Source organism: Kribbella sp. NBC_00482, assembly GCF_036013725.1.
Classification (GTDB): domain Bacteria; phylum Actinomycetota; class Actinomycetes; order Propionibacteriales; family Kribbellaceae; genus Kribbella.
This window is the reverse complement of record NZ_CP107881.1, coordinates 3,565,371-3,590,754: the sequence shown is the minus strand read 5'-3', so window position 1 is coordinate 3,590,754 and position 25,384 is coordinate 3,565,371. Positions and strand designations below refer to the sequence as shown.

The following is a 25,384-nucleotide window of genomic DNA, read 5'->3' as shown; positions in this document are numbered from 1 at the left end:
CTGTCCCCAGTCTCCAACGGGTATGCCCAGTTACAGGTTGCCGAAGGACTCGATGGCCCTGAGGGCATCGGATTGGGGCATTCCGGGGGGTTGGATGCGGAGGATGAGGCCGTCGGCGCCCATGGACTCGTAGTGGGCTAGGCGGTCGGCGCATTGGGCTGGGGAGCCTATGACGCTGCGGTCGGCGATTTCTTCCCAGCCTTGGGTGTAGCGGGCTGCGTCTGTCGACGTGCGCTTCCAGCCGGTGTAGGCGTCGTACAGGTCGCGTAGGGGCTCCTCGAGGGCCTGGCGGGCGTCCTGGGACGTGGGAGCGCAGTAGCCCTCCCGACAAAGGATGACCTCCTGGCCCAGCGATCCAGGGCCTTGCGGGTACGACAGGTACTCCGAGATCTTCGCGGGAAGGTCAGCGTCCAGCTCGTTGAACGACGTGGTCCACCCGTCGCACATCCGCGCCGTACGCTCCAGCACGGCCGACACCCGGCCGCCGTTCCACAACCGCGGTCGTGGCGTCTGCACCGGGCGGGGCGACAGGTACGCCTCCTGGATGGAGGTGAACTTGCCGTCGTACGTGACCTCGTCGGACGTCCACAGCCGGGTGAGGATCTCCAGCCCTTCCTCGAACCGCGCGACCCGCTCTGCCTGCGTCACGCCGTACAGCGCGAACTCCTCCGGCCGGTACCCGAGCACGAATCCGGCCGTCAGTCGCCCACCCGACAGTACGTCGATGTGCGCCAGCGTCTCCGCGAGTACGACGGGGTCGTACAGCGGCGCCACGATCCCCGCGGTCGCGATCCCGATCCGCGAGGTGTGCGCGGCCAGCCAGGTCATCGACGTCAGGATCTCGTGGTACCCGGGCCGGTGCAGGTGCCGTTCGCCCAGCACGACCCACTCGAATCCGGCCTCCTCGGCCAGCTTCGCCTGCTCGACGGCGTCGGCCAACTGGGGCCGCTCGTCGGGGGTGCCGTAGAGGTTCAGATAGAGACCCAGCCGCATCGGGGTGCCACCTTCCGTTGACAGGGAGCGCTCAGGGTATTTACGGTCTTGACCGTAAATGCTTTCCGCCCAGATTGCGACCCTAGGAGCCGGTTATGAGTCTTGCAGCAGAACCGGCCGGGTTGCCGGGTGGGGGATCGGAGGCTTTCGGGGCCGCGCCGATCAGTGCGATCAAGACCCGTGTGGTGAGCGCGCGGTACCGCCGGCCGTTCCAGATCAGCAGCGGGGTGAGCAACGAACTGATCAGCCTGGTCGTCGAGGTGCACACCGCCGACGGCGACGTCGGGATCGGCGAGACCTCGCCGATGACGGCGTACACCGGTGAGACGCTGGCCGGTGTCCAGGCGGCGATCGAGGAGCATCTCGCGCCGGCGCTGATCGGCCACGACCCGCTCGACCGCGCGGGCGCCCACGTCACGATGGACGGCGTACTGCGCGGCCAGCAGGTCGCCAAGGCCGGCCTCGACATCGCCCTGTTCGACCTCGCCGGACGGATCAGCGGCTGGCCGGTCCACGCTCTCCTCGGCGGCAGCATCCGCGAGCGCGTGCAGACCACGTGGGTCGTCGGCCTCGGGACCCTCGACGAGATGGCCGCCGAGGCCGCGGAGTACGCCGACCGCGGGTTCATGCACCTGAAGGTCAAGGGCGGCCACGACCCGGCCAAGGACCTCGAGCTGATCCGGGCCGTCCGCGCCGCGATCCCCGCCGACGCTGAGCTGTGCCTGGACGCCAACGAGGGGTACGACGCGACGACGGCCCTCCCGTACCTCACCAAGATGAGCGCGGCGGGCCTCACCCTCCTCGAGCAGCCCCTTCCGCGCTGGGACCTGACCGGGCTCGTCCGGTTGCGGGACCGCCTCGACGTCCGCGTGATGGTCGACGAGAGCATGCACTCGCTCCACGACGCGCTCGAGATCGCGCGGCGCGGTGCGGCCGACGTACTGAACATCAAGATCCTCAAGGTCGGCGGGCTCCATCGCGCCATGCAGATCGCCGCTGTGGCCGAGGCTGCGGGGCTCGCGGTGAAGGTAGGGTCGATGCCTGAGCTCGGTGTCGCGACGCTGGCCGCCGTACACCTGGCCGCCGCCGTACCCGGAGCGACCGTCGCGGCGGACCTGGTGGGGCCGTTGATGGTCGACGAGGATCCCCTGGCCCCGACCGTGTTCGCCGATTGCGACGGCTGGATCGACGTACCGAAGCGCCCCGGTCTCGGGCACGATGTCTAACAGGGTCTGAGAGGTCATCATGCATCCACTCGTCGACAGGCTCCGCGGCACTCTGCTCCCCGCGGTCGTCACCCCGATGGACTCCGACGGCGTCGTCGCGTACGACGCTTTGTCCGCGTACGCCGTGTCGCTCACGAAGCACGCTGTCGGCGGCGTCGCGGTGTGGGCGCACACCGGGCGTGGGCTGTACCTGAGCCCGGGCGATCGTGCGAAGGTGCTCGAGACGTGGCGGTCCGCTACTGACGTACCGATCGTCGCCGGTGTCGGCGTACCGAAGGCTTCCGCGGCGCAGACGCTGGAAGAGGCCGCGGACGCGACCGTGGAGATGGCACGGGCCGCTGCGGCCGGCGGGGCCGACGCGGTGATGGTCTATCCGCTAGCAGTGCTAGGAGAGTTGCCGGACGGGCACGCGCAGGCCGTCGCGCTGCACGAGCGGGTGGCGGCCGAGAGCGGGCTGCCGCTGGTCGGCTTCTACCTGCACGGCGAAGCCGGCGGTTACCCCTACGCCCCTGAGCTGATCCGGGACCTGTTGTCGCTGGACGCGATGCTCGGCGTGAAAACGGCGACGCTGGACCGCGCGATCGGGTGCCAGGACGCGATCTGGGCCGGGCGCGGCAGCGGGAAACTGCTGATCACCGGCGAGGACCGGATGTACGGCCCGTCGTTCATGTGGGGCGCGGACACGGCGCTCGTCGGGATCGCGTCGGCGCAGGTCGAGCTGTCGTCCGCCGTACTGCGGGCCTGGACGACCGGCGACCACTCGGAGTTCCTGACCGCGTCGGACCGGCTGGACCGGTTCGCGGCGGCGACGTTCTACGCGCCGATCGAGGGCTATGTGCAGCGGATGCTCTGGGCGGCCGAGTGGGAGGGGCTGATCTCGGCCGCGGCCGCGTACGACCCGTTCGGCCCGGAACTGCCACCAGGCGAGCGCGACCTGGTGATCCGGTGCCTGGAGGAGCTACACCGGTAGAAGGACAGTGAGGTGGCGCGCTCCCTCCTTCGCTCCACCACACCGACGCTCCCTGGATCCGCCTCAGGGGGTGGCGGTAATTGTGGTCTTGACCGAAACTAGGAGAGCAAGGCCTGAACGTCAAGATCTCGGAGCCCGCTGCGCTATTCTGCGACTTGAGGGCCAGACCAGAAGTCGTCGGAGGACCGCCGTGAGGATCTGCTCAGGTATCGACGGGGGTGACTGATGGCGCTCGCCGTCGGCGTGGTCGGGCCCGAGGACCTGGTCCAGCGGGTGATGGTGGTCGGTGCTCCGAGCGGGACCGCGCTGGTGCCGCTCGCATACCGGCACGAGACCGAGGCGGTCGAGCTCGTCGAGCAGGCGCACCGAGAAGTCGACGCGTTCCTGTTCACCGGCGTCGTCCCGTACACGATCGCCACCGAGGCCGGGGTGATCGACCGGCCGGCGATGTACGTCTCGTACGACGGGGCGACCTTGCTGCGGGCCCTCGTCGAGCTCCTGCGGCTCGGCCACAACGTCACCCAGTTCTCGATCGACACGCTGCGGCGGTCCGAGGTGCTGGAGACGCTGATCGAGGCGAAGCTGCCGACGGACCAGATCCAGGTACTGCCGTACCGGCCGGGCCTGACCTCGGACGACATCGTCGACTTCCACCGCACCGCCCGCGAGAAGCACGACACCAAGGTCGCGATCAGCTGCCTGGGTTCGGCGTTCCACCTGATCGAGAACGAGATGCCGTCGGTCCGGCTCGCCCCGTCGCGGTACTCGATCCGCTCCACCCTGCAGGCCCTGGTCCTCACCACGACCGGCCAGCACGTCGGCGACGCCCAGGTCGCACTCGGCGTCATCGACCTCCCCGAACCGGACGACGCCCTCGCCGCCGACCTCATCACGCTCGGCGGCAGCCTCGCCGCGCTCCCCGACGGCAGGCATCTCGTCGTCACGACCCGCGGGCTTCTGGAGCAGGCCACCGAACAGTTCTCCCGGATGCCTCTGCTCGACCACCTGGCGGCCCGGCACAGTACGGCGTACGTCGGTTTCGGCGTCGGCCGTACGGCGGCTGAAGCCGAGGCGCTCGCCCGTCGCGCCGTGGGCCGCGCCGCCTCGATCGGCTCCGTCGCCGGTGTCGTCTCGATGTCCGACGACGTCGAGATCGTCATCGAACCGTCCGGCGACCAGCCGTCCGGCGCCCGCGGCACCGAGAGCCTCCCGCTGCTGGCCCGCCGCGTCGGTCTCAACACCCAAACCCTCGCCCGGATGCGCGAACTCACCGCGACCCTCCCCGACGGCCTCACCACCCAGGACGTCGCCGACCACCTCGCCGTCCAGCTCCGCACCGCCCGCCGAGTCCTGAAACGCCTCGAACGAGCCGGCCTGGCCGCCCCCACCGGCACCCAACAACACGGCCGCACCGGCCGCCCACCCACGGTCTACCTGATCCGCCTGTAGCGCCGGTTTCCGGAAAGAATCTTGCACCTACCGCCAAAAAAGCTCCGCAAAGAAGCACGCTGCTTCATCCGCGACGGCGTACCAACTGTCGCGAAGGTTGTGCAGACCGCCGGGAATCGCCAACAGACGCGACGGCGCCCCGACTGCGAGCAGAGCGCGATGGAGCCGCTCGGCCTGCTCGTACGGAACGGTCTCGTCAGCCGTGCCGTGGATGATGAGGAACGGTGGCGCGCCGGCGCTGACACAGGCGATCGGACTCGCCGCACGTAGCTGTTCGCGATGCGTCGACACATCGCCGCCAACCAACGCGGTGACCGGCGAAGGACGGTCGATCCGCATGGCGCCGCCAGGACGCAGGAGGTCGCTCGGACCGCTGATCGTCACCACGGCACGAACGTTCGCGCGAGACCTGGACGTGCTGAGGCCGGCGAGGGCTGCGAGGTGTCCGCCGGCGGACTGTCCCCAGATGCCGATGCGATCGGGATCGATCGGGAGGCCGAGCGGATTGCGGTGCAGCCAGTCCAGGGCGGCGTGTACGTCGTGCAGTTGCGCGGGGAAGATCGCCTGCCCGGTGTGACGGACGGAGATGGCAACAGTGAGGAAGCCTGCGCGGGCGAGCGCGGGATTCGCGAACGGCAGGAGGGCCGACGAGCGATCACCTGGTCCCCAGCCTGGGCATCCATCGATCCGTACGACGGTCGGGAGCGGGGTGGTGGGGAGGGGCGCCGGACCTAGTACGTCGAGGTAGAGGTCGATGCCGTCGGGGCTGGCGTAGCGAATGTCGGGGAGCAGGGTGAACTCGGACGCAGACATCTGGTCGATCGCCTCCTCGGGACGAATTCGACCGTTGCATTGGGGTGCTGCCGAGGTCCAGAGCGATCTGCTAGGGGGTGATGACGGTTACTCCGGCGGGGGTGCCGTTGGTTAGGGCTGTTAGGGCGGTTGGGGTTTGTTCGAGGGTGATGGTGCGGGTGATGAGTTGCTGGGGGTTGAGGTTGCCGGTGGCAACTAGGGCGAGCATTTCGGGGTAGGCGTGGGCGGGCATGCCGTGGCTGCCGAGCCAGGTGAGTTCCTGGCCGATCAGGCGGCCTACGTCGAGGTTGACGCCGGACGGGAGCAGTCCGATCTGGACGTGACGACCTCGCGGACGGAGAGCCTGCAGGGCTTGCTGTACGACGTCGTTGGAGCCGAGCGCATCGATGGTGACGTGAGCGCCGCCCAAGTCATGGATCTGCGCAACGGTGTCGGCGGATGCATGGATGGTGTGTACGGCGCCGTACTCGCGGGCCAGCGTCAGCGCCTCGGAGTTGGTGTCGATGGCGATCACCTCGGCGCCGAGGGCCGACGCGATCATGACCGCTGACAGGCCTACGCCACCGCACCCGAAGACGGCCACGCGTTCGCCTGCCACGACCTGTCCTACCTGGTGAACGGCGCGGAAGGACGTCGCGAAGCGGCACCCCAGGCCCGCGGCAGTCGCGAAGTCCATGTCGTCGGGCAGTCGCACCAGGTTCACCTCGGCGTACGGCACAGCGACGTACTCCGCGAACGAACCCCAGTAGTTGAACCCAGGCTGGAGCTGATTAGGGCAGACCTGCTGATTGCCCTCCCGGCACTGCTCACACGCGCCGCACGCGCAGATGAACGGCGTCGTGACCCGATCCCCGACCGCCCACCCGGAGACCCCGGGCCCGATCGCGGCGATCGTGCCGGCGAGCTCATGCCCGGGGACATGCGGCAGCACGATGTCGGAGTCATGCCCCATCCACCCATGCCAGTCACTACGACACAGCCCGGTCGCCTCGACCTTCAAGACGACCGAACCGTCCGCAACCGCCGGCTCCGCAACCTCACGAACCTCAGGCAGTACGCCGTACGCCGAGATGACAACCGCTCGCATCAGAGCAGCTTAATCAGCCGCCTGCGACCGCCGGGATGATCGAGACCTGGCCGCCGTCCTTGATCGTGGTCTGGAGGCCTTCGGCGAACCGTACGTCGTCGTCGTCGACGTACACGTTCACGAATCGGCGCAGCTCGCCCGAGTCGTCCAGTACGCGGCCCTTGATCCCCGGGTACGACGCGTCGAGGGAGTCGAGCACCTCGGTCAGGGTCGCGCCCTCGGCGGACACCTCGGACACGCCCTGGGTGTAGGGCCGCAGGATGGTCGGGACGCGAACGCTCACACTCACTGCAGGCCTGCCTTCACGAAGGCGTCGTACGACGCGGGGATGGTCACCTTGGGGCCGACCCGGTCGGCCACGGCGTCGAGCGTCTTCAGCCCGTCGCCGGAGTTGATGATGACGGTCTCGGCCTCGGGGTCGAGCTGCCCGGTCGCGATCAGCTTCTTCAGCGTCGCGACGGTCACCCCGCCCGCGGTCTCGGCGAAGATGCCTTCGGTCCGGGCGAGCAGCTGGATGCCCTCGACGACCTCTTCGTCACTGACGTCCTCGATCGCGCCGCCGGTACGGCGGGCGACGTCCAGGACATAGGGTCCGTCGGCAGGGTTGCCGATCGCCAGCGACTTCGCGATCGTGTCCGGCTTCACCGGCTTGACCACGTCGTGGCCGTCGCGGAACGCCTGCGCGACGGGCGAGCAGCCGGTCGCCTGCGCGCCGTAGATCTTGTAGTCGGTGGCGTCGACGAGGCCGAGCTTGCCGAGCTCGGTGAAGCCCTTGTCGATCTTGGTCAGCTGCGAACCGGACGCGACCGGGATCACGACCTGCTGCGGGATCCGCCAGCCGAGCTGCTCGGCGATCTCGAAGGCGAGGGTCTTGGAGCCTTCGGAGTAGTACGGGCGGACGTTGACGTTCACGAACGCCCAGCCCTCCTCCTCACCGGCGATCTCGGAGGCCAGCTTGTTCACGTCGTCGTAGTTGCCCTCGACGGCGACCAGGGTCCCGCCGTACACAGCGGTCGTGATCACCTTCGGGCGCTCGAGGTCGTGAGGGATGAACACGACCGAGCGGATGCCGGCCCGGGCCGCGGCCGCGGCGACCGCGTTGGCCAGGTTGCCGGTGGAGGGGCAGGCGAAGACCTTCATGCCCAGCTCGCGGGTGGCGCTCAACGCCGACGCGACCACCCGGTCCTTGAAGGAGTGGGTCGGGTTGCCGGAGTCGTCCTTCACCCAGAGCTTCTTGAGCCCGAGTTCGCGGGCCAGGTTCTGCGCGTCGACGAGCCGGGTGTAGCCGGGCTCGGTGTTCGGGAAGCTGGCCACGTCCACAGGGACGGGCAGCAGCGGCTGGTACCGCCAGATGTTCTTGGGTCCGGCCTCGATCTGCTCACGGGTGATGGTCGGGTACTCGTACCCGACCTCGAGCGGGCCGAAGCACTCCATACAGGCGTAGAACGGGCCGAGCGGCGACTTCGCCCCACAGGCGCGACAGCTCAGGTGCGTACCGTTGCCGAAGGCACCTTCACGGATCGTGTGGGTGGCGGCGGTCAGGCTCATGAGTGAGGTTCCCCTCTCATCTTCCCCGCGAACACCGGATCTCGGCGGCGGGACGGATTTGGCACCGTTCCACCGCGAGACGCCCCGGGCGGGGGCTCGACGGGGAGGGTTGCCGGGACTTCAACGGGCCGTTTCCCTCAGTCCCTCTGGATGAGCTCCCCCGAGATTACCCAATCGGGTCCATATTGTGTCTTGTGATCCCACCATCCGAGACCGCCGATCTCAGCTATGGCGACGCTCACGGAAAGTACGACGGTACGCCGACGGCGATGTCTGGAGCTGCTTGGCGAAGTGGTGCCGCAACGTCACCGGGGTGGCGAACCCGGCCGCCACCGCGATCTCCTCCACCGGCGCGTCCCCCGTCTCCAGCATCGTTAGCGCCGCCTGCACGCGCTGCGCGATCAACCACTTGCCCGGCGTCGTCCCGGTCGCCTTGATGAAGTGCCGCAGATACGTTCGCGGCGACAACCCGGCCTGCCTGGCCAGATCGGGTACGCCGATGGGCTCGGCGAGACGCTCGAGCGCCCAGCCGAGGCTCCGCGCGACCGACGCGTCATCGGGGTCCGGCGGAACCGGGGACTCGATGTACTGCGCCTGTCCGCCGGCCCGGTACGGCTGGATCACCAGCCTGCGCGCGACCGCGTTCGCCACGGCGGCGCCGTGATCCTTGCGGACCAGGTGCATCGCCAGGTCCAGTCCGGCCGCGCAGCCGGCGCTCGTCAGCACATCTCCCTCGTCGGTGTACAGCGGCTCCGGATCCACGAGGATCTCCGGGTAGCGCTCGCGCAGGAGGTCGGCGTACCGCCAATGGGTGGTCGCGCGGCGGCCGTCGAGGAGACCGGCGGCCGCGAGCGCGAACGCACCGGAGCAGATCGACACGATCCGGGCGCCGCGCGCGTGCGCGTGCCGGAGCGCCTCGATCAGTTTGGGAGAGGTCTCGGCACACGGATCCGCGACGCTCGGTACGACGACCGTGTCGGCGGCGGCGAACTCCTCGAGACCGTGCGGGCTGCTGAGCGTGGCACCGCCGATCACGCGGATCGGGTCGGGCGTCTCGGTGCAGACCTTCAGCTCGTACCAGGGCTGGTCGATGTCCGGCCACACCAGCCCGAACACCTCGATGACGATGCCGGCCTCGAACGCGGTCATGCCGTCGTACGCGAGGACCGAGACGGTGGACTGGGGCATGTCAAAATCTTAGCGATAGTCGTCGTAAGCGCCACTTCTGCGGTGACGCGCCGACTCGGACGATGGAGGCATGTTCGAGAAACTGAAGGAGTTCGCCGCCGGAATCCACGCTGCCTCCGCGATCCGCCACGGCCTCGAGCCGCCGGCCGCCGCGCTCAGGAACGGCGGTCGTCCAGCATCCGCATCAGCGGGGTCGCGGCAACGCCGTGCACAAGCACACTCAGGACGACGGTGAAACCGACCGTCGCCCACAGCCAGGGCAGATCGGTGCCGAAATCGGCGCCGGCGTACGCGAGATAGAACACCGACCCGACCCCACGGACCCCGAACGCGGCCGTCACCCAGCGCTCGGAGCGGCGCAGCGGGGTTCGGGCCAACGAGATCCATGCGGTCACCGGACGAACCACCAGCACCAGCAGCGCGCCGAGCGCGGCGCCGGCGAAGGTCAGCGGCGCGAGCAGGCCGGCCGTGATCGCCACTCCGAGCAGCAGCAGGATCCCCCAGGTGAGGATGTGCTCGAGCTGCTCGATGAACCCGTGCAGATCCTCGTGGAAGTCGTGACTTCGCTCGGCGGCACGCAGTGTCAGCGCCGCGACGAAGACCGCGATGAATCCGTAGCCGTGCAGCACCTGTGCCAGACCGTAGACGCCGAGCGTCATCGCGAGCGCCAGTACGGGCTCCCGTGAGTCAGCCAGCCGGAAGGTTCGCGACGGTGCGTCGAACGTCATCTTGCCGAGCAACCAGCCCACTCCGACGCCGACGGCAACGCCGATCACCGTCCGGCCGACCAGATCCCACGCGAACCACTCGAACGCCCAATTACCCACCGCGCCCTTGGTCGCCATGAACACCGCGGCGTACACGAACGGGAAGGCGAGGCCGTCGTTCAGACCGGCCTCCGAGGTCAGGGCAAAACGAACCTCGTCGTCCTCCTCCGGCTCGGCGCCCGCACCGGTCGTCGGCCCCTGCACCTGAACGTCCGAGGCCAGCACCGGATCGGTCGGGGCGAGGACGGCGCCGAGCAACAGAGCTGTCGCAGGTGCCAGCCCGAGCAACCATCCGGCGCCGGCGATCGCGGCGATGCAAGCAGGCATCGCGACCAGCAGCAGGCGCCACGTCACCATCCATCGCCGCCATCCGATCGGCCGGTCGATCGCCAGCCCGACGCCCATCAACGCGACCAGGATCGTCAGCTCGGCAAAATGCTTCGTGAGGCCTGGCTCGGCGATCGGACTCAACCGCTCGCGGTCGACCGCCAGGCCCAGCAGCAGACCGGCGCCGAGGAACGCGATCGGCGCGGAGACGGCGTACCGGCGGAGCAGGCGCGGCAGGACGGCACCGAGCAGCAGGGCTAAGCCGGCCACGAGGTACAGGCCATCCCCGTTGATTGTCATGGTGCTGGACCTGTTCCCCGGGCTACCTCAAGCGATGCGTTGCGCCCGGCGTGTGGGTGGGGAGGGACTTGCGGGGGCCGTAGCGCGGGTGGCCGATGCCGGTGAGTTCCAGGAGGCGCTGGACGCGGAAGCGGTGCCCGCGGTACGGCTCGATCAGTTCGGCGCAGCCGTCGTCGTCCAGTTCCTCGCCGATCAGCGCGTACGACACGTTCCGCGACACGTGGTAGTCCGCGAACGAGAACGCGTCCGCGTCCCCGTGAGCCCGCTGCCGTACCTCGGCCGCCGTCCACACTCCGACTCCCGGCAGCGACCGCAGTCGTCGCTCGATCTCGTCGGAGTCGCTCAGCTCGAGCGTCCGCTCCAGCGCCTTCGCTCGCGTCGCCGCCGTGATGACCACCCGCGACCGCCGGCCCTCGACACCCGCCCGCAGCCACTGCCACGACGGGATCTGCCGCCACTCCTCGGGCGCCGGCGGCACCATCATCGGCCGCCCGTCCGGAGGAGTCGGCCCCGGCGCAGGTTCGCCGTACTCCCGCAGCAGCAGGCGCCACGCCCGGAACGCCTCCTTGCCGGTCACCACCTGCTCGATCCCGGCCGCCGCCATCGCCTCGAACACCGCCCGCGTCCGCGGCACCCGCACATCCGGGAACCGCCGCGCCGCGTCCACCAGCGCCCGGTGCTCCGGCAGCGGCTCGAACCCGTCCCAACTGTCTCGCTCCCCCAGCAACTCCGGCACCCCGTCGAGCGCCCACTCCGACCCCGGCCCCCAAGCCTCCGCCTCGACAAACCCGGCGTACGGCGTCAACCGCAACAACACCGCCCCGTCCGGAGTCCGCGTAGCCCGCCACACGGTCCGCCGCCCCGCATCAAACACATACGCCGGATCCCCAGGCCCCTTACGCAACCCCCCGATCACCGAATGCGGATCCACCACCCGCCCAGCCCGCCAAACCCGCACCACCGAACTCACCTACCCAGTCTGACCCACCCCACCGACAACTACCGGATCGGTCTGGGTGCCGCCGCCAACTGCTCGCGCATCGACGGGTAGGGATCGACGATGGGATCCCGCTTCGAGAGAACGGCCTGTACGACGTCGGCGAGCGCCCGCCCCATCACGTAGTGCCGACCCTTCGTCTCACCGACCGGGTTCAGCAGCCCGAGCTCGGTGAGTCTTGCCAGATCACGAGTTGCGGTCCGCTCTTCGATGCCCGCACGCCGCACGTAGGTGGCGCGCCGCATCCGGAATCCCAGCGACGCGTCGAAGAGCTCGTCGGCGACCCGATCAGCCAGACCGTGCTGGTCGATCAGTTCGTCGAACGCCTGCCACAGCTTTCCTGCCTCGCGATACCGCCGCCGAACGGTCTGGGCCTGGATGTGGTGCGCCCGGAGGTTGAACTTCACCCAGAGCGCGGCCGACCGCTCCGGACGCCACGCGCCGGCACCGGTCGCCGCAAGCACGGCGTAGTAGTCATCGGTGTTGCTGCCCAGCCACTCCTCAACGCTGGAAAAGGCGGGCTCTCCGATGCCACCTCGGGACAGGACCAGTGTCTGCAAAGCCCTCGCCATCCTGCCGTTCCCGTCCCGGAACGGGTGGATCATGACGAGATTCAGGTGTGCCATCGCAGCCTGCACGAGCGGGTCCGCCGTACCGCCGACCGCCAGGGTGTCCGTCAGTTCGTGCACGAGGCCCGGCACATCCTCCGCTGGTGGCCCCTCGTATACGTTCTCGCCGCTGGCCTCGTCGTGGACGTAGACCACGCCCTGCCGGTAACTACCGGGGCTCTTCGACAGGTCGTGACTGAGCATCATGAAGTGCATTCCACGGATCGCCGACACATCCAGCCGGAAGTCCGCGTCCTTCGCCATCGCCAGGACGTAGCCGAGCGCCTGGCGGTATCCGCGGATCTCGGCGAACGTCCGGTCGTCGGCGCTCAACGCTTCCTCGTCGTCCAGGGCAGCGACAGCGTCGTCGAGCTTGACGTCGTACCCCTCGATGCTGTTCGAGCCCTGGATCGCGCGGGCCAGCATGCTTCGCCGGAGGCCGCCGGCCCAGCGCCGCGGCACGCGTAGTACGTCGGTGAGCTCGGATCGGAACGCGTGAATCTGCTCGAGGACCAGTTGATCCACGAGATCCGGCTCCGGCGTGCTGAAGATCGTCATCAGACCCCCGATGTCTCAATGTCTTAATTCTTAGGACATCTTATCGCGAATGTCCTAAGAATTGCGACATCGATACATCGGCTCGATACTGGATGGCATGACCGCCTGGCAGTGGGTGAAGGTGATTGGGAACTTGCTCAATCTGACCACTCTGGCTGGGGTGGTGGTCGGGGTGGTTGGGCGGGCGCGGTTCAGTCGGGGGCCTCGGGGGTTGGTTTTTGCCAACGGGTACAAGCTGGGGTTTCCGGTGGCGGGGGCGTTCACGATCGGGAATGTGGTGTTGAGCAAGCACGAGCGGGCGTACTTCGACGACCCGGCGCTGGTGCGGCACGAGGAGCGGCATTCGTGGCAGTACTTCTGCTTGATCGGGCTGCCGATGCTCCCGCTGTACGTCGTGGCCGTGGTGGTCTCGTTCCTGCTCACCGGGGACCCGGCGTCGCGGAACCCGTTCGAGCGGCTCGCGGACCTCAAGGAAGGCGGGTACGTCGAGCGGCCGATCCAGCCGCTCGGGAAGACCGTGACGCAGGCGTTCAGCGGGCTGAAATCGCGTCCGAAAGGGCCGTGAGGACGGTCACCACGCCGCTCGGGTCGTCGACGACGATGTCCGCGGCCTCGATCAGCTCGGTCGCGTTCGAGGACCGCGTGGCGAGCAGCAGGCCACGCAGCCCGGTCTCGCGCTGGGCCTGGATCGCCCGGTACGCCGACAGGTCGCCCAGGTCGTCACCGGCGTACAGGATCGACCTCGCGCCGGTCGACTCGATCAGCCGGCGGAGCGCGACGCCCTTGTCGATGCCGGGCGGCCGCAGCTCGAGCACGAGGTTGCCCGGCTCCAGCCTCAGCCCGGTCTCCTGAGCCAGGGCGGTCAACGGGCCCCGCAGCAACTCAAGGGCTCCAGCCGGATCATCCAGCCGACGCGTGTGCACAGCCAGCGAGCTGTCCTTGTCCTCCACGAACGCATCCGGTACGCCGACCTCGCGCAGCAGCCCCGGCAACCGGTCCCGGGCCGTCGTCACGCCCTCCGGCACCGGATCGCTCGTCACCTTGCCGGTCGCCGCGTCCCAGCGCTCCAGCCCGTAGTGCCCGAGTACGACGAGACTCCCGAGCCCCGGGTGACCACTCACCCCGGACAGCTCGGTGGCGACCAGTGCGGGCCGGCCGGTGACGATCGCGACCTGGTTCACGGACCGGGCGAGCCGGGCCAGCGCATCCAGGGCGCCTTCGACCGGACGGGACCGTGCCGGGTCCTCGACGAGCGGCGAGAGTACGCCGTCGAAGTCGGACGAGATCACCGCGGTCGCCGGGTCGGAGACGATGGCTTCCCAGCCTTCTCGTCCCGCGTCGGTCTGGATGACCGGAGTGCTCATCCGGTGTAGTCCGAGGTGATGATCACGGTCAGGCGATCCATCTTCATGTTGTCCAGTGCGCCCTTGGACCGGCCGACGCCGAGGTCGCGGGCGAGCTGGTTGGCGGCGTCGAGCATGCCCGGCGGGTAGTAGACCGTGCTCTCGGCGACCTTGCCGTGCCAGTTGTCCGGCGACCCGGACACGGTCCAGCCGGCCTGCCGGGCGCGGCTCGCGACGGTGTCGGCGAGGCCCTTGCGCGGCGTGTTGTTGTAGACCTCGATCGCCGGCCGTTCCTCGGCCGGGATCGTCACCGGCTGCGTCGGCTTCGGCGGCTGCGTGGTCGCAGTCGGCTGGGTCGGCGCGGTCGACGGCGGCTTGCTGCTCGGTACGACCGGCGGCGCGCTGGTCTCCTCGGTCGAAGGCTTCGTCGACGGTTTCGGCACGCTGGCCCCGACGGTCGACGGCCCCGACGTGGGTTTCGCCGACGGCTTCGGTGAAGCGCCGGTCGGCTCCTCTGCCTTGCTGTCGTTCCCGCGGGTCCCGAACAGCACCAGCAGTCCGGCCACGATCGCCACAACGGCAGCCACAGCGACGAGGGAAGACAGCACCTGCCCCTGCTCGCCCCGCGGGCGTGGGGCAGCGAGGCACGCCCTGAGGGGGCGTGTCGAGCGGTCCCACGCCGTCGCGAGGAGGTGCTCGGTGCGGTGCATCGGCGCGCGGGGGCGAAGGTCTCGATGCGGAGCATCGTGGCCTTCGCACCCGTGCGGCGAGGTGCCGTGCCGAGTGCCCCGCAGTAGGCGTGGGACCGCTCGGCACGCCCGAAGGCGGAACATGGTCAGACCTCGATGCCCAGTCGGCGTGCGGAGCGGGCGCGCTGGCGGGCCGCGCGGAGGCGGCGCAGGCGCTTGACCAGCAGCGGGTCGTGGGCGAGGGCCTCGGGCCGGTCGATGAGCGCGTTCAGAACCTGGTAGTACCGGGTCGCCGACATCTGGAACTGGTCCCGAATCGCCTGCTCCTTGGCACCGGCGTACTTCCACCAATGCCGCTCGAAGGCGAGAATGGCACCGTCACGCTCCGAGAGTCCGGCAATCGCCGGCGGCGCAGCTTCGGCGGGGCCGGAAGAGCTGGCGTTGGCGCTGTCCATGTGCAGCTGACTCCTGTGCGGTCGGTGATCGTCCGTCCGCCTGCCACTCTACGTGCTGAACAACAGCGATGTCATTCACCGCTCGGACGACACGAAGCGTGTCGCTGACAAGACAACCGGACCTCCGTAACTCTGGCAGGATCTTGAGGGTGAGCTCAAGTCTTTCCAGTGTGGCGCTGGTGGAGGAGCTGCAGGGGCGGATTCGTGAGGTCGACTCGTCGGTCAACGCCATCTGCACGCCGAACCCCGCCGCGCTCACCGAAGCTGCCCGTCTCGACACCGAGCGTGACGACGGACGGGTTCGAGGGCCGCTGCACGGCGTACCGGTGCTGGTCAAGGACAACATCGACACCGCCGACCTGCCGACCACGGCCGGCTCGCTGGCGCTGGCCGACCAGCCACCGCCGCCGGCCGATGCCCCGCTGGTACGGCGGTTGCGCGCGGCGGGCTGCGTGATCCTGGGAAAGACCAACCTGAGCGAGTGGGCGAACTTCCGCGGCTCGGCGTCCTCTTCCGGCTGGAGCGCGTACGGCGGCCTCACCCGCAACCCGTACGCGCTGAACCGCTCGGCCGGCGGCTCCTCGTCCGGCTCCGGCGCCGGAGTCGCGGCGGGACTGGCGGACTACGCGATCGGTACCGAGACCAACGGCTCAATCGTTTGCCCGGCCGCGTTGAACGGAGTCGTCGGCCTGAAGCCCACAGTCGGCCTGGTCCCGCAGCAGGGCATCGTCCCGATCTCGCACTCGCAGGACACCGCCGGGCCGATGACCAGGACCGTCAAACAAGCGGCTGCCCTGCTGAGTGTCATCACCGGCGGCCAGACGGACTACACCGAGGCCTGCCACGGCACGGACCTCAGCAACATGCGCATCGGCGTACCGCGTGGTCCCCTGTGGGGCTACTCGACCGGCCTGGACCAGGTCAGCGAGCGGGCGCTGGAGCTCCTCAGCCAGTGCGGAGCCACGCTGGTCGACCACCTGTCGTTGCCGACACCAGGTGGTGACGAGGACCAGTTGCAGGTGCTCGCGCACGAGCTGAAGGTCGACATGGCGTCGTACCTCGCTACCCGCGCTCCTGGCGGCCCAGAGACGCTGGACGACCTCATAGCGTTCAACAAGAAGCATGCGGACCAGGAGTTGCAGTGGTTCGGCCAGGAGCTGTTCGAGCGTGCCGCTGCCACAGACGGCCTCAGCTCCCCCGTGTACGTCGCTGCACGCCTCACCGCGCTACGCGCCGGCCGCGACGGTATCGACAACCTGCTCCGCGACAACCAGCTCGACGCGCTGGTGTCCCCGGCGTACTCACCGGCCTGGACGATCGATCTGGTGAACGGCGATCACGTGCTCGGCAGCTCCTCGTCGCACGCGGCTCTGGCCGGCTATCCGCTGCTGTCGGTCCCGACCGGAATGGTCTCCGGACTGCCCGTCGGACTCACGATCAGCGGTACCGCCCGAAGTGAGGTCACGCTCATTCGCTTGGCGCACGCCTTCGAAACCGCGAGAATCGTTGCAGACGGACCGTTCCCGACCCCGGAGTTCACACAGTGGGTATAGATCGCGTCAGGTGGGGAATCGTTGCGACCGGCAACATTTCGACCCAGTTCACCCACGATCTCGGGCTGCTCCCGGACGACGCCGTCGCGACCGCGGTCGCGTCCCGTTCCCAGGACAGCGCGAACAAGTTCGCCGCCGACTTCGGCATCCCGCACGCGTACGACGACTACCGACGGCTGATCGACTCCGGCGAGGTCGACGTGATCTACATCGGTACGCCGCATCCGCAGCACTACGCCATCGCCCGTACGGCGTTGCAGGCCGGCATCGCCGTACTGTGCGAGAAGCCCGTCACGCTGACCGCCGCGCAGGCCCGCGACCTGATCGCGGTCGCCGCCGAGCACAACACGCTGTTCGCCGAGGCCATGTGGATGCGGACGAACCCGGTGATCCAGGCGCTCTTGAAGGACCTGGACAGCGGCGTGATCGGCGAGCCGCAGCAGGTGGTCGCGGACTTCGCGTTCTCCAAAGCTTCACTGCCGGTTCGCCTGCTCGACCCGGCGCTCGGGGGAGGCTCGCTGATGGACGGCGGCATCTACCCGATGACGTTCGCCTACCTGGCGCTCGGCCGTCCGGCGGAGGTGAAGGCGGTCGGTTCGCTCAACGACGACGGCGTCGACCTGAACGTCGCGATGGCCTGGCGGTACGAGTCCGGCGCGGTCGCCGCGCTGACCTGCGGCCTGCGGTCGCAGAACCCGTGGGTCGCGTCGATCAGCGGCCCGGACGGCAACCTGCAGGTTCCGCACCGCTTCCACCACCCCGAGTACTACGTGCGCACGACCGCTTCCGGAGCGGAGCGGATCGACGTACCCACGCATGGCCGTGGGTACCACTATGAAGCGGCAGAAGTGATGCGTGCATTGCGCCAGGGACTGATCGAGGTTCCGGCTCTTCCCCACGCCGGCACGCTCGAGATTCTCGAACTGCTCGACGAGACCCGGAGCCAGATCGGGGTGCGCTACCCCGGTGACGACGACGACCTGAGTGGATGACGCTGAACATGCCGAACGGTAGGAGTTCCTTCGTAGTGGTGGCCAACCGGCTGCCGGTCGACCGGATCGAGATGCCCGACGGCAGTACGGCGTGGCGCCGAAGTCCAGGCGGACTCGTCACCGCGCTGGCGCCGGTGATGCAGGGCCACCACGGGGCCTGGATCGGCTGGACCGGGAGCCCGGACGAGAAGGTGGATCCCTTCGACAACGACGGTATGCACCTGGTCCCGGTGATGCTGTCGGCCGAGGACGTGCAGCTGTACTACGAGGGCTTCTCCAACGCGACGCTCTGGCCGCTGTACCACGACGTGATCGTGGCGCCGGAGTTCCACCGCGAGTGGTGGGAGTCGTACGTCGCGGTGAACCGGCGGTTCGCGGAGGCCGCCGCGGAGGCCGCCGACGACAACGCGGACGTGTGGGTGCACGACTACCAGCTGCAGCTCGTTCCCGCGATGCTGCGCCGGCTGCGTCCCGACGTACGGATCGGGTTCTTCCTGCACATCCCGTTCCCGCCGACCGAGCTGTTCGCGCAGATGCCGTGGCGGCGGCAGATCCTGGACGGGTTGATGGGCGCGGACCTGGTCGGTTTCCAGCGGCCCGGCGCGGCGTCGAACTTCGCCCGGCTGGCCCGCAACCGAATGGGCCTGCGGACCCGCGGCGACCGGATCCACCTGCCGGACGACCGGATCGTCCGGGCGAAGGCGTTCCCGATCTCGATCGACGTCAACGAGCTGGAGAAGCTCGCCCGCCAGCCGGAGACGACGGCCCGCGCGGCCGAGATGCGCGAGGAGGTCGGCAACCCGACGCACATCCTGCTCGGCGTCGACCGGCTCGACTACACCAAGGGCATCCGGCAACGGCTGCGGGCGTTCGGCGAACTGCTGGACGAGAAGCGGATCTCGGTCGACGACGCGGTGTTCATCCAGGTCGCGACGCCGTCCCGGGAGCGCGTCGAGCAGTACCGCGTGCTGCGCGACGAGATCGAGCTGCTGGTCGGGCGGATCAACGGCGAGCACGGCCGGATCGGTACGCCGGCGATCAACTACCTGCACACGACGTACTCGCGGACCGAGATGGCCGCGCTGCTGCGGGCCGCGGACGTCGCGGTCGTGACGCCGTTGCGGGACGGTATGAACCTGGTCGCCAAGGAGTACGTGTCGACGCGGTACGACGACACCGGCGCGCTGGTGCTGAGCGAGTTCGCCGGGGCGGCGGACGAGTTCCGCCAGGCGTTCCTGGTGAACCCGCACGACATCAACGGGATGAAGGACACGATCGTCGACGCGATGAACACCGACGACCGGCAGCTCGGCCGCCGGATGAAGGCGATGCGCAAGCACCTCGCGGCGCACGACGTGAACATCTGGGCCCAGAACTTCCTCAAGGCGCTGCATGACGAAGACTGACGAGCACGTCCTCGCCCTCGACCTCGGTACGTCGTCGGCGCGGGCACTCGTCCTCTCCTCGGAGGATGCCGCACCGATCCCCGGTGCACTCGCGAGGCACAAGATCTCCCCGGCGTACGGCCACGACGGCTCCGCGACGCTCGACCTCCACGAGTACGTCGAGGGTCTGCTCGGGTGCCTGGACGAGCTCGAGCAGAACGGTCACCTCGAGGGGATCGGGGCGATCGTGCTGTCCTCCCAGTGGCACTCGATCGTTGCTCTTGACAACAAAGGTGTCGCGCGCACACCGGTGATCACGTGGGCGGACACGCGCTCGGTCGACCTCGGTCTCGGTACGTCGTTCGACGAGCACGCGTTCCACGCGCGCACCGGCACCTGGCTGCACCGGCTGTACTGGACCCGCCGGATCCCATGGCTCCTCTCGAACGACTCTCCGGCTGCCTTCGCCGGCCTGCCGGACCTGGTGCTGGAGCGGCTGACCGGCGAACGCGTCACGTCCGTCTCGGTCGCGTCCGGGACCGGCACGCTGGACCTCGCGACCGGTGCGTACGACGACGAGGCGCTGGAGATCGCGGGCGTGAAGGCCGACCGGTTGCCGCCGATCGTGCCGACCGGTTGGACGGGCACCTTGTCCAAGGAGTACGAACGTCGCTGGCCCGGTCTGGTCGGCGTACCCGTACATCCGCCGACCGGCGACGGCGCCGCGTCCAACGTCGGGACCGGCGGGTACGACGCGGGCGTCGCAGCGGTCACCGTCGGTACGTCGGCCGCCGTACGGGTCGTGCACCCGATCGAGAACGCGCCCGAGCTGCCGTGGGAGCTGTGGCGGTACCGGGTCGACGACAAGCGGGCCGTGACCGGTATGGCGTTCTCGGCCGCCGGGAACCTGCACGCGTGGCTGACCGGCGTACTGCGGCTGAAGTCCGACGAACCGAGCGACATCGAGATCGGCGCGACGCACGCGATCGCGATCCCGTTCATGGCCGGCACCAGGCCGCCGGCGGTCGTGCCCGGCGGATCCGGCGTGTACTTCGGTCTGTCGTTCGACGACAGCCCCGCCGACCTGCTCGCGGCAGCACTCCAAGGCGCGTCGCTCGAGATCGACCGCGGCCTGCGGATCCTCGACTCGTTGTTCGGGCAGGAACTGGAGGTCGTCCTCGGCGGCGGCGGCATCGACGCGTCGGAATGGTGGCGCCGCTGCCTGACCGCCACTTTCGCGCGCCCGACGACGGTGTGCGCCGAGGCCGAGGTCGGCGCCCGCGGCGCGGCAGCAGTCGCCCTCGGCCTGTCACCCGAGCCGGGCGGCGAACACCTGGCCCCGGTCCCGGACGAGGTGTCCCGCGTCGCCGACCTCCGCCCACGCTACGGGGCGTTGCGGGACCTGGCCGTGCAGGCGTCCTCGATCTGACCGCGCGGCTTCGAGCCGAGTGCGGTCGTCCGCGCAGGCAGAACCCGCCCGAATCGCGGGTTTTAGCGCTCGAAGTCAGGGTTCTGCCTGCATAGCCGTCCACACCCTGACAACCGCTGGGTACACCCGCGATCACAGGAGGTTCGCTGATGCCTTACACCGCTGACATGGAGTTGATGCTCGACACCGACCCCGTCGAGATCGGCGGGAGCGTCTTCGGCGCGGTCTTCGCAGGTGTCAAGCTCGGTGGCCAGATCGCATCCGGCAAGGTCCGCAAAGAGCTCCGTGCCCGCTTCGGCAACCCACGGTGGTCCGACCCGGACGCCGAGGTCTACGACGCCGTAACTCTCCAGACCATCCTGCTGTGGGAACGCGCGCTGGTGGCGGGCCGCACCTACGGCGGCCCCCTGCTCCTCCTCCCGCGCGGCACCCGGCTCCTCACCGCCCCCGACTCGGTTGCCGCGCTGCGCGAGTTCCTCTGACCTGTACTGCGGTTGCGGTACGGCGGGGATACCGCCGCTGGACGAGGTGGTCCCACGGGGGAACACGTACTGTGAAGGGATGGAACGGCTCACCCGGTTCTGCCGTGCCTTGGCGCGGCACCCGTTCGTGCTGGACCTTGCTCTCGCCCTCGGCATCCTGCTGATCAATCTGCTGGTGCCAGGCGGACGGCACGTCGGTGAACGGATCGAGCTGAATGCGACCGTCGTCGTACTGGCCGTGGCGGGTGCTGTCGCGACCACGTTCCGGCGCCGAGCGCCGTTCACCGTGCTGGCGGTCACCACGGCTGTCGCGACCACGTTCGTGATCGCCGAACAGGCCAAGAGTCCGATCGTGCTCTACATGGGCGTCGCGGTCTTCACCGTCGTGCTCTCGAAGGAGCGGTTGCCGCGCTGTGTCGCAGTGATTGCCACGGCGCTGGCCACGCTGACTGCCGAAGTGTTCTTCGTGGGTGGCGACGTCCTCGACAACCTCGGGCTGGTCTTCTTCGTGCTGTTCTCGGGCGCGATCGGGGAGGCGGTGCGGAACCGTCGCGCCTACCTGCACGAACTCGAGGAGCGGGCGCTGCGCGCCGAGCGGTCGCGGGACGAAGAGGCTCAGCGGCGGGTGATCGAAGAACGGTTGCGCATCGCGCACGAGCTGCACGACGTGATCGCCCACCACATCGCGCTGATGAACGTGCAGTCCGGTGTTGCGGCGCATGTCCTCCGTACTCAACCCGACGAGGCGGAACGCGCCCTGTCGCTGGTCCGCTCCGGTGGTCGCACTGTGCTCCAGGAGCTCACAGTTCTCCTCGGTGTACTGCGTCGCTCGGGCTCACCGCTTCCCACCGCGCCTACTCCGTCGCTGCACGAGGTGGACGCTCTCATCCGCACCTTCACCTCAGCCGGCGTAAAGGTCGAGTGGACGCCACCTGCGTCGCTGGGCGCGCTCCCGGACGTCATAGAACTCACGGCGTACCGAATCGTCCAGGAGTCCCTCACCAACGTCCTCAAACACGCCCCCGGCGCGGCGGCCGAGGTTCAGCTGGTCCACCGATCCAACGCGCTGGAGATCACCATCGCCAACGGACCGGCGCCACCGGCAGCACGTGCTGGGCTGGGGCCGGGCTCGGCTTCCACCCTCTCCCGCGGTGGACATGGACTGGTGGGAATGCGGGAGCGTGTGAATGCGGTCGGTGGGGAGCTGCGGGCGGGGCCTGCGGCTGGTGGTGGGTTCGAGGTGCGAGCCGTGTTGCCTCTGGAGACGGGAGATCTGGGTGACGATCAGGGTGTTGCTGGCGGACGATCAGACGTTGATCCGGAGCGGGTTCCGGGTGCTGGTGAGTTCAGTACCCGACTTGGAGGTCGTTGCTGAGGCGTCGAACGGGCGGGAAGCGGTCGAGCTGGCGCGGTCCGAGCGGGCCGACGTGGTGCTGATGGACATCCGGATGCCCGAGGTCGACGGCCTCGCGGCGACCCGGATGATCACCGCGGACGAGGCGCTCGCGGGCGTGAAGGTGCTGATCCTGACCACGTTCGAGGTGGACGAGTACGTGTTCGACGCGATCCGTGCCGGCGCCAGCGGTTTCCTCGGCAAGAGCGTCGAACCGGCCGAGCTGATCGACGCCATCCGCGTGGTCGCCCGCGGCGACGCCCTGCTGTCCCCGAAGGCCGTCCGCGGCCTGATCAACCGCTTCCTCGCCGAGCCGACCCCCGGCAACCCGATCGGGCCCACGGTCCTCGACGTCCTCACCGACCGCGAACGCGAGATCGTCGGCCTGGTCGCCCTCGGCCTGTCCAACGACGAGATCGCCGAGCGCCTCGTGCTCTCCCCGTCGACGGCGAAGACCCACGTGAACCGGGCGATGGTGAAACTCGACTGCCGCGACCGCGCGCAGCTCGTCGTACTGGCGTACCAGACCGGCCTCGTGCGTCCCGGCGTACCGCAGACGCAGTAGCCGGTACGGCGAACGCGGTACGGCGAGAAGCCCACCGGGAGCAGACGCGAGCGACGGCTTCGCGCCGGGAGCATCGGCCGCATGGCTACGTACCTCTATCGGCTCGGCCGATTCGCGTTCCGCCGCCGCCGGTTCGTGCTCCTGGTCTGGCTGGGGCTGCTGGCTGCCGGAGCAGTCGGCGCCGGCACTCTCTCCGGCCCGACCGCCAACGGTTTCTCGATCCCCGGCACCGAGTCGCAGCGTGCCGCGGACCTGCTCAACGAACGCTTCCCGCAGGCCGGCGCGGACGCCGGCACCGCCCGGATCGTGTTCCAGGCGCCCGCCGGCCAGAAGCTCACCGACACGGCACCGGTCCAGCAGACCCTGGACCGGCTCGCGGCCGCACCGCAGGTCGCCCGCGTCGTCGACCCGTTCAGCGCCAAGGCGATCTCCGCCGACGGCCGCACCGGCTACGCGCAGGTCACCTTCAAGGTCACCGCGCAGGAGGTCACGCCGGAAGTGCAGGAGGCCATCGCCACCGCGGTCGAACCGGCTCGCGCGGCAGGGCTCACGGTCGAGTACGGCGGCGACGCGATGCAACCGCAGGGCGAGCAGCAACTCACCGAGGTGATCGGCATCGGCGTGGCCGCCGTCGTCCTGCTGATCACCTTCGGCTCGCTGATCGCGGCCGGCCTGCCGTTGCTGTCGGCAATCATCGGGGTAGGCCTCGGGGTGACCGCGATCTCGACGATCAGCGGTTTCGTCGACATCGGATCCGGTACGCCGATCCTCGCGCTGATGATCGGCCTCGCGGTCTCGATCGACTACGCGCTGTTCATCATGTCCCGGTACCGCCATGAACTGAGCTCCGGGCTGGAGCCCGAGGAAGCGGTCGGCCGCGCGGTCGGCACCGCCGGATCGGCCGTGGTCTTCGCCGGTCTGACCGTGGTGATCGCGCTGGCCGGACTGTTCGTGGTCGACATCCCGTTCCTCACCCAGATGGGCCTGGCGGCCGCGTTCACCGTGGTGATCGCGGTTGCGATCGCACTCACCCTGCTGCCCGCGCTGCTCGGGTTCGCCGGGCGACGGGTCCTCGGCGGCCGGATCCCCGGTCTGCGCGGCGGCGATCCGGAAGCGGCCGGACGGACGACGATCGGTCGCCGGTGGGCAGGCTTCGTCACGCGGCGCCCGTTGGCGGTGCTGGTGGTGACCGTGATCGGTCTCGGCACGCTCGCGATCCCGGCGACCGACCTCGAACTCGGGCTGCCGGACGACAGCACCGCCGCGCCTGACTCGAGCCAGCGCAAGGCGTACGAGCTGCTCTCCGAGGGCTTCGGGCCCGGGTTCAACGGGCCGCTCATGGTGGTGGTGGACGCCGGTGCGTCCACGAATCCGCAGACGGCGGCCACGGCGACCGCTGCCGCCGTACGCGGGCTGCCGGACGTGACAATGGTGACGCCACCGGTCTTCAACCCGGCCGGGAACACGGCGTTGCTGACCGTGATCCCGTCGAGTGGTCCGAGTACGCAGCAGACCAAGGACCTGGTCGAGGCGATCCGGGCGATGCCCGACAAGGATCGCGCCGAGGTGGCGGTCACCGGCGCGACCGCGGTCAGCATCGACATCTCGGACAAGCTCGGCAGCGCGCTGCTGCCGTACCTGTCGCTGATCATCGGGCTCGCGTTCCTGCTGCTGATGCTGGTGTTCCGCTCGATCCTGGTGCCGCTGAAGGCGACGCTCGGGTTCCTGCTCACCGTCGTGGCGACGTTCGGCGCCCTGGTCGCGGTGTTCCAGTGGGGCTGGCTGGCCGGGCTGTTCGGCATCTCGGGGCAGACCGGGCCGGTGATCAGCATGCTGCCGGTCTTCCTGATCGGAGTCGTGTTCGGGCTCGCGATGGACTACCAGATCTTCCTGGTGACGCGGATGCGCGAGGAGCACGTCCACGGCGCCACGCCGCGGGCGGCGGTGGTCGACGGGTTCGCACACGGGGCGCGGGTGGTGACCGCGGCGGCGGTGATCATGACCGCGGTGTTCTCCGGGTTCATCCTGTCCGGCGAGACGCTGATCCGCGAGATGGGCTTCGCGCTGGCCCTCGCGGTCGCTCTCGACGCGTTCGTCGTACGGATGACCGTCGTACCGGCGGTGATGGCACTTCTCGGGCGGCACGCCTGGTACCTCCCCGCCTGGCTCGACCGTCTCCTCCCGAACGTCGACGTCGAAGGCGACTCGCTCCGCCGCCGGCCGGCGGTCGAACGGGAAACTGAACCGGTTGGGTGACGGCGGCCACT

24 protein-coding genes and 1 riboswitch are annotated in these 25,384 nt (G+C 69.2%); of the genes, 12 read left to right on the top strand and 12 right to left on the bottom strand.

Going from position 1 to position 25,384, the window contains the following annotated elements; genetic code table 11:
* Positions 1–30: 30 nt before the first annotated feature.
* The gene (locus tag OHB24_RS17755) at positions 31–993 is read right to left on the bottom strand and encodes an LLM class flavin-dependent oxidoreductase (RefSeq protein ID WP_327640147.1); all 963 of its coding nucleotides are present in this window, start codon (positions 991–993) and stop codon (positions 31–33) included.
* Positions 994–1,088: 95 nt separating this feature from the next.
* Here OHB24_RS17755 and OHB24_RS17750 point away from each other — a divergent pair, with 95 nt between their 5' ends.
* The 3 genes from OHB24_RS17750 to OHB24_RS17740 all read left to right on the top strand — a co-directional run bounded on the left by OHB24_RS17750 (position 1,089) and on the right by OHB24_RS17740 (position 4,638).
* A complete protein-coding gene (locus OHB24_RS17750) occupies positions 1,089–2,219 on the top strand; it encodes a mandelate racemase/muconate lactonizing enzyme family protein (RefSeq protein WP_327640146.1) in 1,131 nt (376 codons plus the stop codon).
* A 19-nt stretch (positions 2,220–2,238) separates the two neighbouring features.
* Positions 2,239–3,189 (top strand): dihydrodipicolinate synthase family protein, encoded by a 951-nt coding sequence (locus OHB24_RS17745; RefSeq protein ID WP_327640145.1) that lies wholly within the window; start codon positions 2,239–2,241, stop codon positions 3,187–3,189.
* A gap of 225 nt (positions 3,190–3,414) precedes the next feature.
* Complete coding sequence (locus OHB24_RS17740) at positions 3,415–4,638, top strand: hypothetical protein (protein ID WP_327640144.1); 1,224 nt, start codon at positions 3,415–3,417, stop codon at positions 4,636–4,638.
* Positions 4,639–4,665: 27 nt separating this feature from the next.
* On the opposite strand, the gene OHB24_RS17735 is transcribed toward OHB24_RS17740, so the two are convergent.
* From OHB24_RS17735 to OHB24_RS17700, 8 genes are all read right to left on the bottom strand, one after another.
* Positions 4,666–5,451: a prolyl oligopeptidase family serine peptidase gene (locus OHB24_RS17735; RefSeq protein ID WP_327640143.1), complete on the bottom strand. Its 786-nt coding sequence runs from the start codon at positions 5,449–5,451 to the stop codon at positions 4,666–4,668.
* A 70-nt stretch (positions 5,452–5,521) separates the two neighbouring features.
* Positions 5,522–6,538, bottom strand: coding sequence for a zinc-dependent alcohol dehydrogenase family protein (locus OHB24_RS17730; RefSeq protein WP_327640142.1), 1,017 nt, complete (start codon positions 6,536–6,538; stop codon positions 5,522–5,524).
* Between the two features lie 13 nt (positions 6,539–6,551).
* Positions 6,552–6,827: a ubiquitin-like small modifier protein 1 gene (locus OHB24_RS17725; RefSeq protein ID WP_131344638.1), complete on the bottom strand. Its 276-nt coding sequence runs from the start codon at positions 6,825–6,827 to the stop codon at positions 6,552–6,554.
* The gene (thrC, locus tag OHB24_RS17720; protein ID WP_131295780.1) at positions 6,824–8,086 is read right to left on the bottom strand and encodes a threonine synthase; all 1,263 of its coding nucleotides are present in this window, start codon (positions 8,084–8,086) and stop codon (positions 6,824–6,826) included. Before thrC ends, OHB24_RS17725 begins: the two co-directional genes overlap by 4 nt.
* Positions 8,087–8,099: 13 nt before the next feature.
* Positions 8,100–8,243, bottom strand: a riboswitch (SAM riboswitch).
* Between the two features lie 65 nt (positions 8,244–8,308).
* Positions 8,309–9,274, bottom strand: coding sequence for a helix-turn-helix domain-containing protein (locus tag OHB24_RS17715; protein WP_327640141.1), 966 nt, complete (start codon positions 9,272–9,274; stop codon positions 8,309–8,311).
* 155 nt (positions 9,275–9,429) lie between these two features.
* Positions 9,430–10,668, bottom strand: a complete 1,239-nt coding sequence (locus tag OHB24_RS17710; protein WP_327640140.1) for a cation:proton antiporter — start codon at positions 10,666–10,668, stop codon at positions 9,430–9,432.
* Between the two features lie 22 nt (positions 10,669–10,690).
* The gene (locus tag OHB24_RS17705; RefSeq protein WP_327640139.1) at positions 10,691–11,485 is read right to left on the bottom strand and encodes a DNA-3-methyladenine glycosylase family protein; all 795 of its coding nucleotides are present in this window, start codon (positions 11,483–11,485) and stop codon (positions 10,691–10,693) included.
* Between the two features lie 182 nt (positions 11,486–11,667).
* Positions 11,668–12,831 (bottom strand): Fic family protein, encoded by a 1,164-nt coding sequence (locus OHB24_RS17700; protein WP_327640138.1) that lies wholly within the window; start codon positions 12,829–12,831, stop codon positions 11,668–11,670.
* 97 nt (positions 12,832–12,928) lie between these two features.
* Between OHB24_RS17700 and OHB24_RS17695 the strand changes: the two genes are divergently transcribed.
* Positions 12,929–13,396, top strand: a complete 468-nt coding sequence (locus OHB24_RS17695; protein WP_327640137.1) for a hypothetical protein — start codon at positions 12,929–12,931, stop codon at positions 13,394–13,396.
* Here the strand turns inward: OHB24_RS17695 and otsB are convergent.
* From otsB to OHB24_RS17680, 3 genes are all read right to left on the bottom strand, one after another.
* Entirely contained in the window at positions 13,362–14,195 is an 834-nt protein-coding gene (gene otsB, locus OHB24_RS17690) for a trehalose-phosphatase (protein WP_327640136.1), read from the bottom strand. The genes OHB24_RS17695 and otsB overlap by 35 nt on opposite strands.
* Complete coding sequence (locus OHB24_RS17685) at positions 14,192–14,761, bottom strand: LytR C-terminal domain-containing protein (protein WP_327640135.1); 570 nt, start codon at positions 14,759–14,761, stop codon at positions 14,192–14,194. Before OHB24_RS17685 ends, otsB begins: the two co-directional genes overlap by 4 nt.
* 248 nt (positions 14,762–15,009) lie before the next feature.
* Complete coding sequence (locus OHB24_RS17680; protein ID WP_327640134.1) at positions 15,010–15,318, bottom strand: DUF3263 domain-containing protein; 309 nt, start codon at positions 15,316–15,318, stop codon at positions 15,010–15,012.
* 149 nt (positions 15,319–15,467) lie between these two features.
* Here OHB24_RS17680 and OHB24_RS17675 point away from each other — a divergent pair, with 149 nt between their 5' ends.
* The 8 genes from OHB24_RS17675 (at position 15,468) to OHB24_RS17640 (ending at position 25,373) form a co-directional block, all read left to right on the top strand.
* Complete coding sequence (locus OHB24_RS17675) at positions 15,468–16,871, top strand: amidase (protein WP_327640133.1); 1,404 nt, start codon at positions 15,468–15,470, stop codon at positions 16,869–16,871.
* The gene (locus OHB24_RS17670; RefSeq protein ID WP_327640132.1) at positions 16,862–17,863 is read left to right on the top strand and encodes a Gfo/Idh/MocA family protein; all 1,002 of its coding nucleotides are present in this window, start codon (positions 16,862–16,864) and stop codon (positions 17,861–17,863) included. The genes OHB24_RS17675 and OHB24_RS17670 overlap by 10 nt, the downstream gene beginning before the upstream one ends.
* A gap of 8 nt (positions 17,864–17,871) precedes the next feature.
* A complete protein-coding gene (locus OHB24_RS17665) occupies positions 17,872–19,269 on the top strand; it encodes an alpha,alpha-trehalose-phosphate synthase (UDP-forming) (RefSeq protein WP_327641080.1) in 1,398 nt (465 codons plus the stop codon).
* A complete protein-coding gene (locus OHB24_RS17660; RefSeq protein WP_327640131.1) occupies positions 19,256–20,677 on the top strand; it encodes an FGGY family carbohydrate kinase in 1,422 nt (473 codons plus the stop codon). Before OHB24_RS17665 ends, OHB24_RS17660 begins: the two co-directional genes overlap by 14 nt.
* Before the next feature lie 149 nt (positions 20,678–20,826).
* Positions 20,827–21,159 carry a hypothetical protein gene (locus OHB24_RS17655; RefSeq protein WP_327640130.1) on the top strand — a complete coding sequence of 111 codons (333 nt, stop codon included), beginning with the start codon at positions 20,827–20,829 and terminating at the stop codon, positions 21,157–21,159.
* 79 nt (positions 21,160–21,238) lie between these two features.
* Positions 21,239–22,534: a sensor histidine kinase gene (locus tag OHB24_RS17650; RefSeq protein WP_327640129.1), complete on the top strand. Its 1,296-nt coding sequence runs from the start codon at positions 21,239–21,241 to the stop codon at positions 22,532–22,534.
* Positions 22,437–23,117, top strand: a complete 681-nt coding sequence (locus OHB24_RS17645; protein ID WP_327640128.1) for a response regulator transcription factor — start codon at positions 22,437–22,439, stop codon at positions 23,115–23,117. The genes OHB24_RS17650 and OHB24_RS17645 overlap by 98 nt, the downstream gene beginning before the upstream one ends.
* A gap of 81 nt (positions 23,118–23,198) precedes the next feature.
* On the top strand, positions 23,199–25,373 hold the full coding sequence (locus OHB24_RS17640; protein WP_327640127.1) for an MMPL family transporter: 2,175 nt from the start codon (positions 23,199–23,201) through the stop codon (positions 25,371–25,373).
* Positions 25,374–25,384 lie beyond the last annotated feature (11 nt).

Bases quoted from the DNA above. Each gene is read 5' to 3' on its own strand.
- OHB24_RS17695 (WP_327640137.1), top strand. From the start codon at position 12,929: ATGACCGCCTGGCAGTGGGTGAAGGTGATTGGGAACTTGCTCAATCTG.
- OHB24_RS17740 (WP_327640144.1), top strand. From the start codon at position 3,415: ATGGCGCTCGCCGTCGGCGTGGTCGGGCCCGAGGACCTGGTCCAGCGG.
- OHB24_RS17730 (WP_327640142.1), bottom strand. From the start codon at position 6,538: ATGCGAGCGGTTGTCATCTCGGCGTACGGCGTACTGCCTGAGGTTCGT.
- OHB24_RS17735 (WP_327640143.1), bottom strand. From the start codon at position 5,451: ATGTCTGCGTCCGAGTTCACCCTGCTCCCCGACATTCGCTACGCCAGC.
- thrC (WP_131295780.1), bottom strand. From the start codon at position 8,086: ATGAGCCTGACCGCCGCCACCCACACGATCCGTGAAGGTGCCTTCGGC.
- OHB24_RS17700 (WP_327640138.1), bottom strand. From the start codon at position 12,831: ATGACGATCTTCAGCACGCCGGAGCCGGATCTCGTGGATCAACTGGTC.
- OHB24_RS17650 (WP_327640129.1), top strand. From the start codon at position 21,239: ATGGAACGGCTCACCCGGTTCTGCCGTGCCTTGGCGCGGCACCCGTTC.
- OHB24_RS17680 (WP_327640134.1), bottom strand. From the start codon at position 15,318: ATGGACAGCGCCAACGCCAGCTCTTCCGGCCCCGCCGAAGCTGCGCCG.
- OHB24_RS17755 (WP_327640147.1), bottom strand. From the start codon at position 993: ATGCGGCTGGGTCTCTATCTGAACCTCTACGGCACCCCCGACGAGCGG.
- otsB (WP_327640136.1), bottom strand. From the start codon at position 14,195: ATGAGCACTCCGGTCATCCAGACCGACGCGGGACGAGAAGGCTGGGAA.
- OHB24_RS17715 (WP_327640141.1), bottom strand. From the start codon at position 9,274: ATGCCCCAGTCCACCGTCTCGGTCCTCGCGTACGACGGCATGACCGCG.
- OHB24_RS17750 (WP_327640146.1), top strand. From the start codon at position 1,089: ATGAGTCTTGCAGCAGAACCGGCCGGGTTGCCGGGTGGGGGATCGGAG.
- OHB24_RS17640 (WP_327640127.1), top strand. From the start codon at position 23,199: ATGGCTACGTACCTCTATCGGCTCGGCCGATTCGCGTTCCGCCGCCGC.
- OHB24_RS17710 (WP_327640140.1), bottom strand. From the start codon at position 10,668: ATGACAATCAACGGGGATGGCCTGTACCTCGTGGCCGGCTTAGCCCTG.
- OHB24_RS17665 (WP_327641080.1), top strand. From the start codon at position 17,872: ATGCCGAACGGTAGGAGTTCCTTCGTAGTGGTGGCCAACCGGCTGCCG.
- OHB24_RS17660 (WP_327640131.1), top strand. From the start codon at position 19,256: ATGACGAAGACTGACGAGCACGTCCTCGCCCTCGACCTCGGTACGTCG.
- OHB24_RS17745 (WP_327640145.1), top strand. From the start codon at position 2,239: ATGCATCCACTCGTCGACAGGCTCCGCGGCACTCTGCTCCCCGCGGTC.
- OHB24_RS17655 (WP_327640130.1), top strand. From the start codon at position 20,827: ATGCCTTACACCGCTGACATGGAGTTGATGCTCGACACCGACCCCGTC.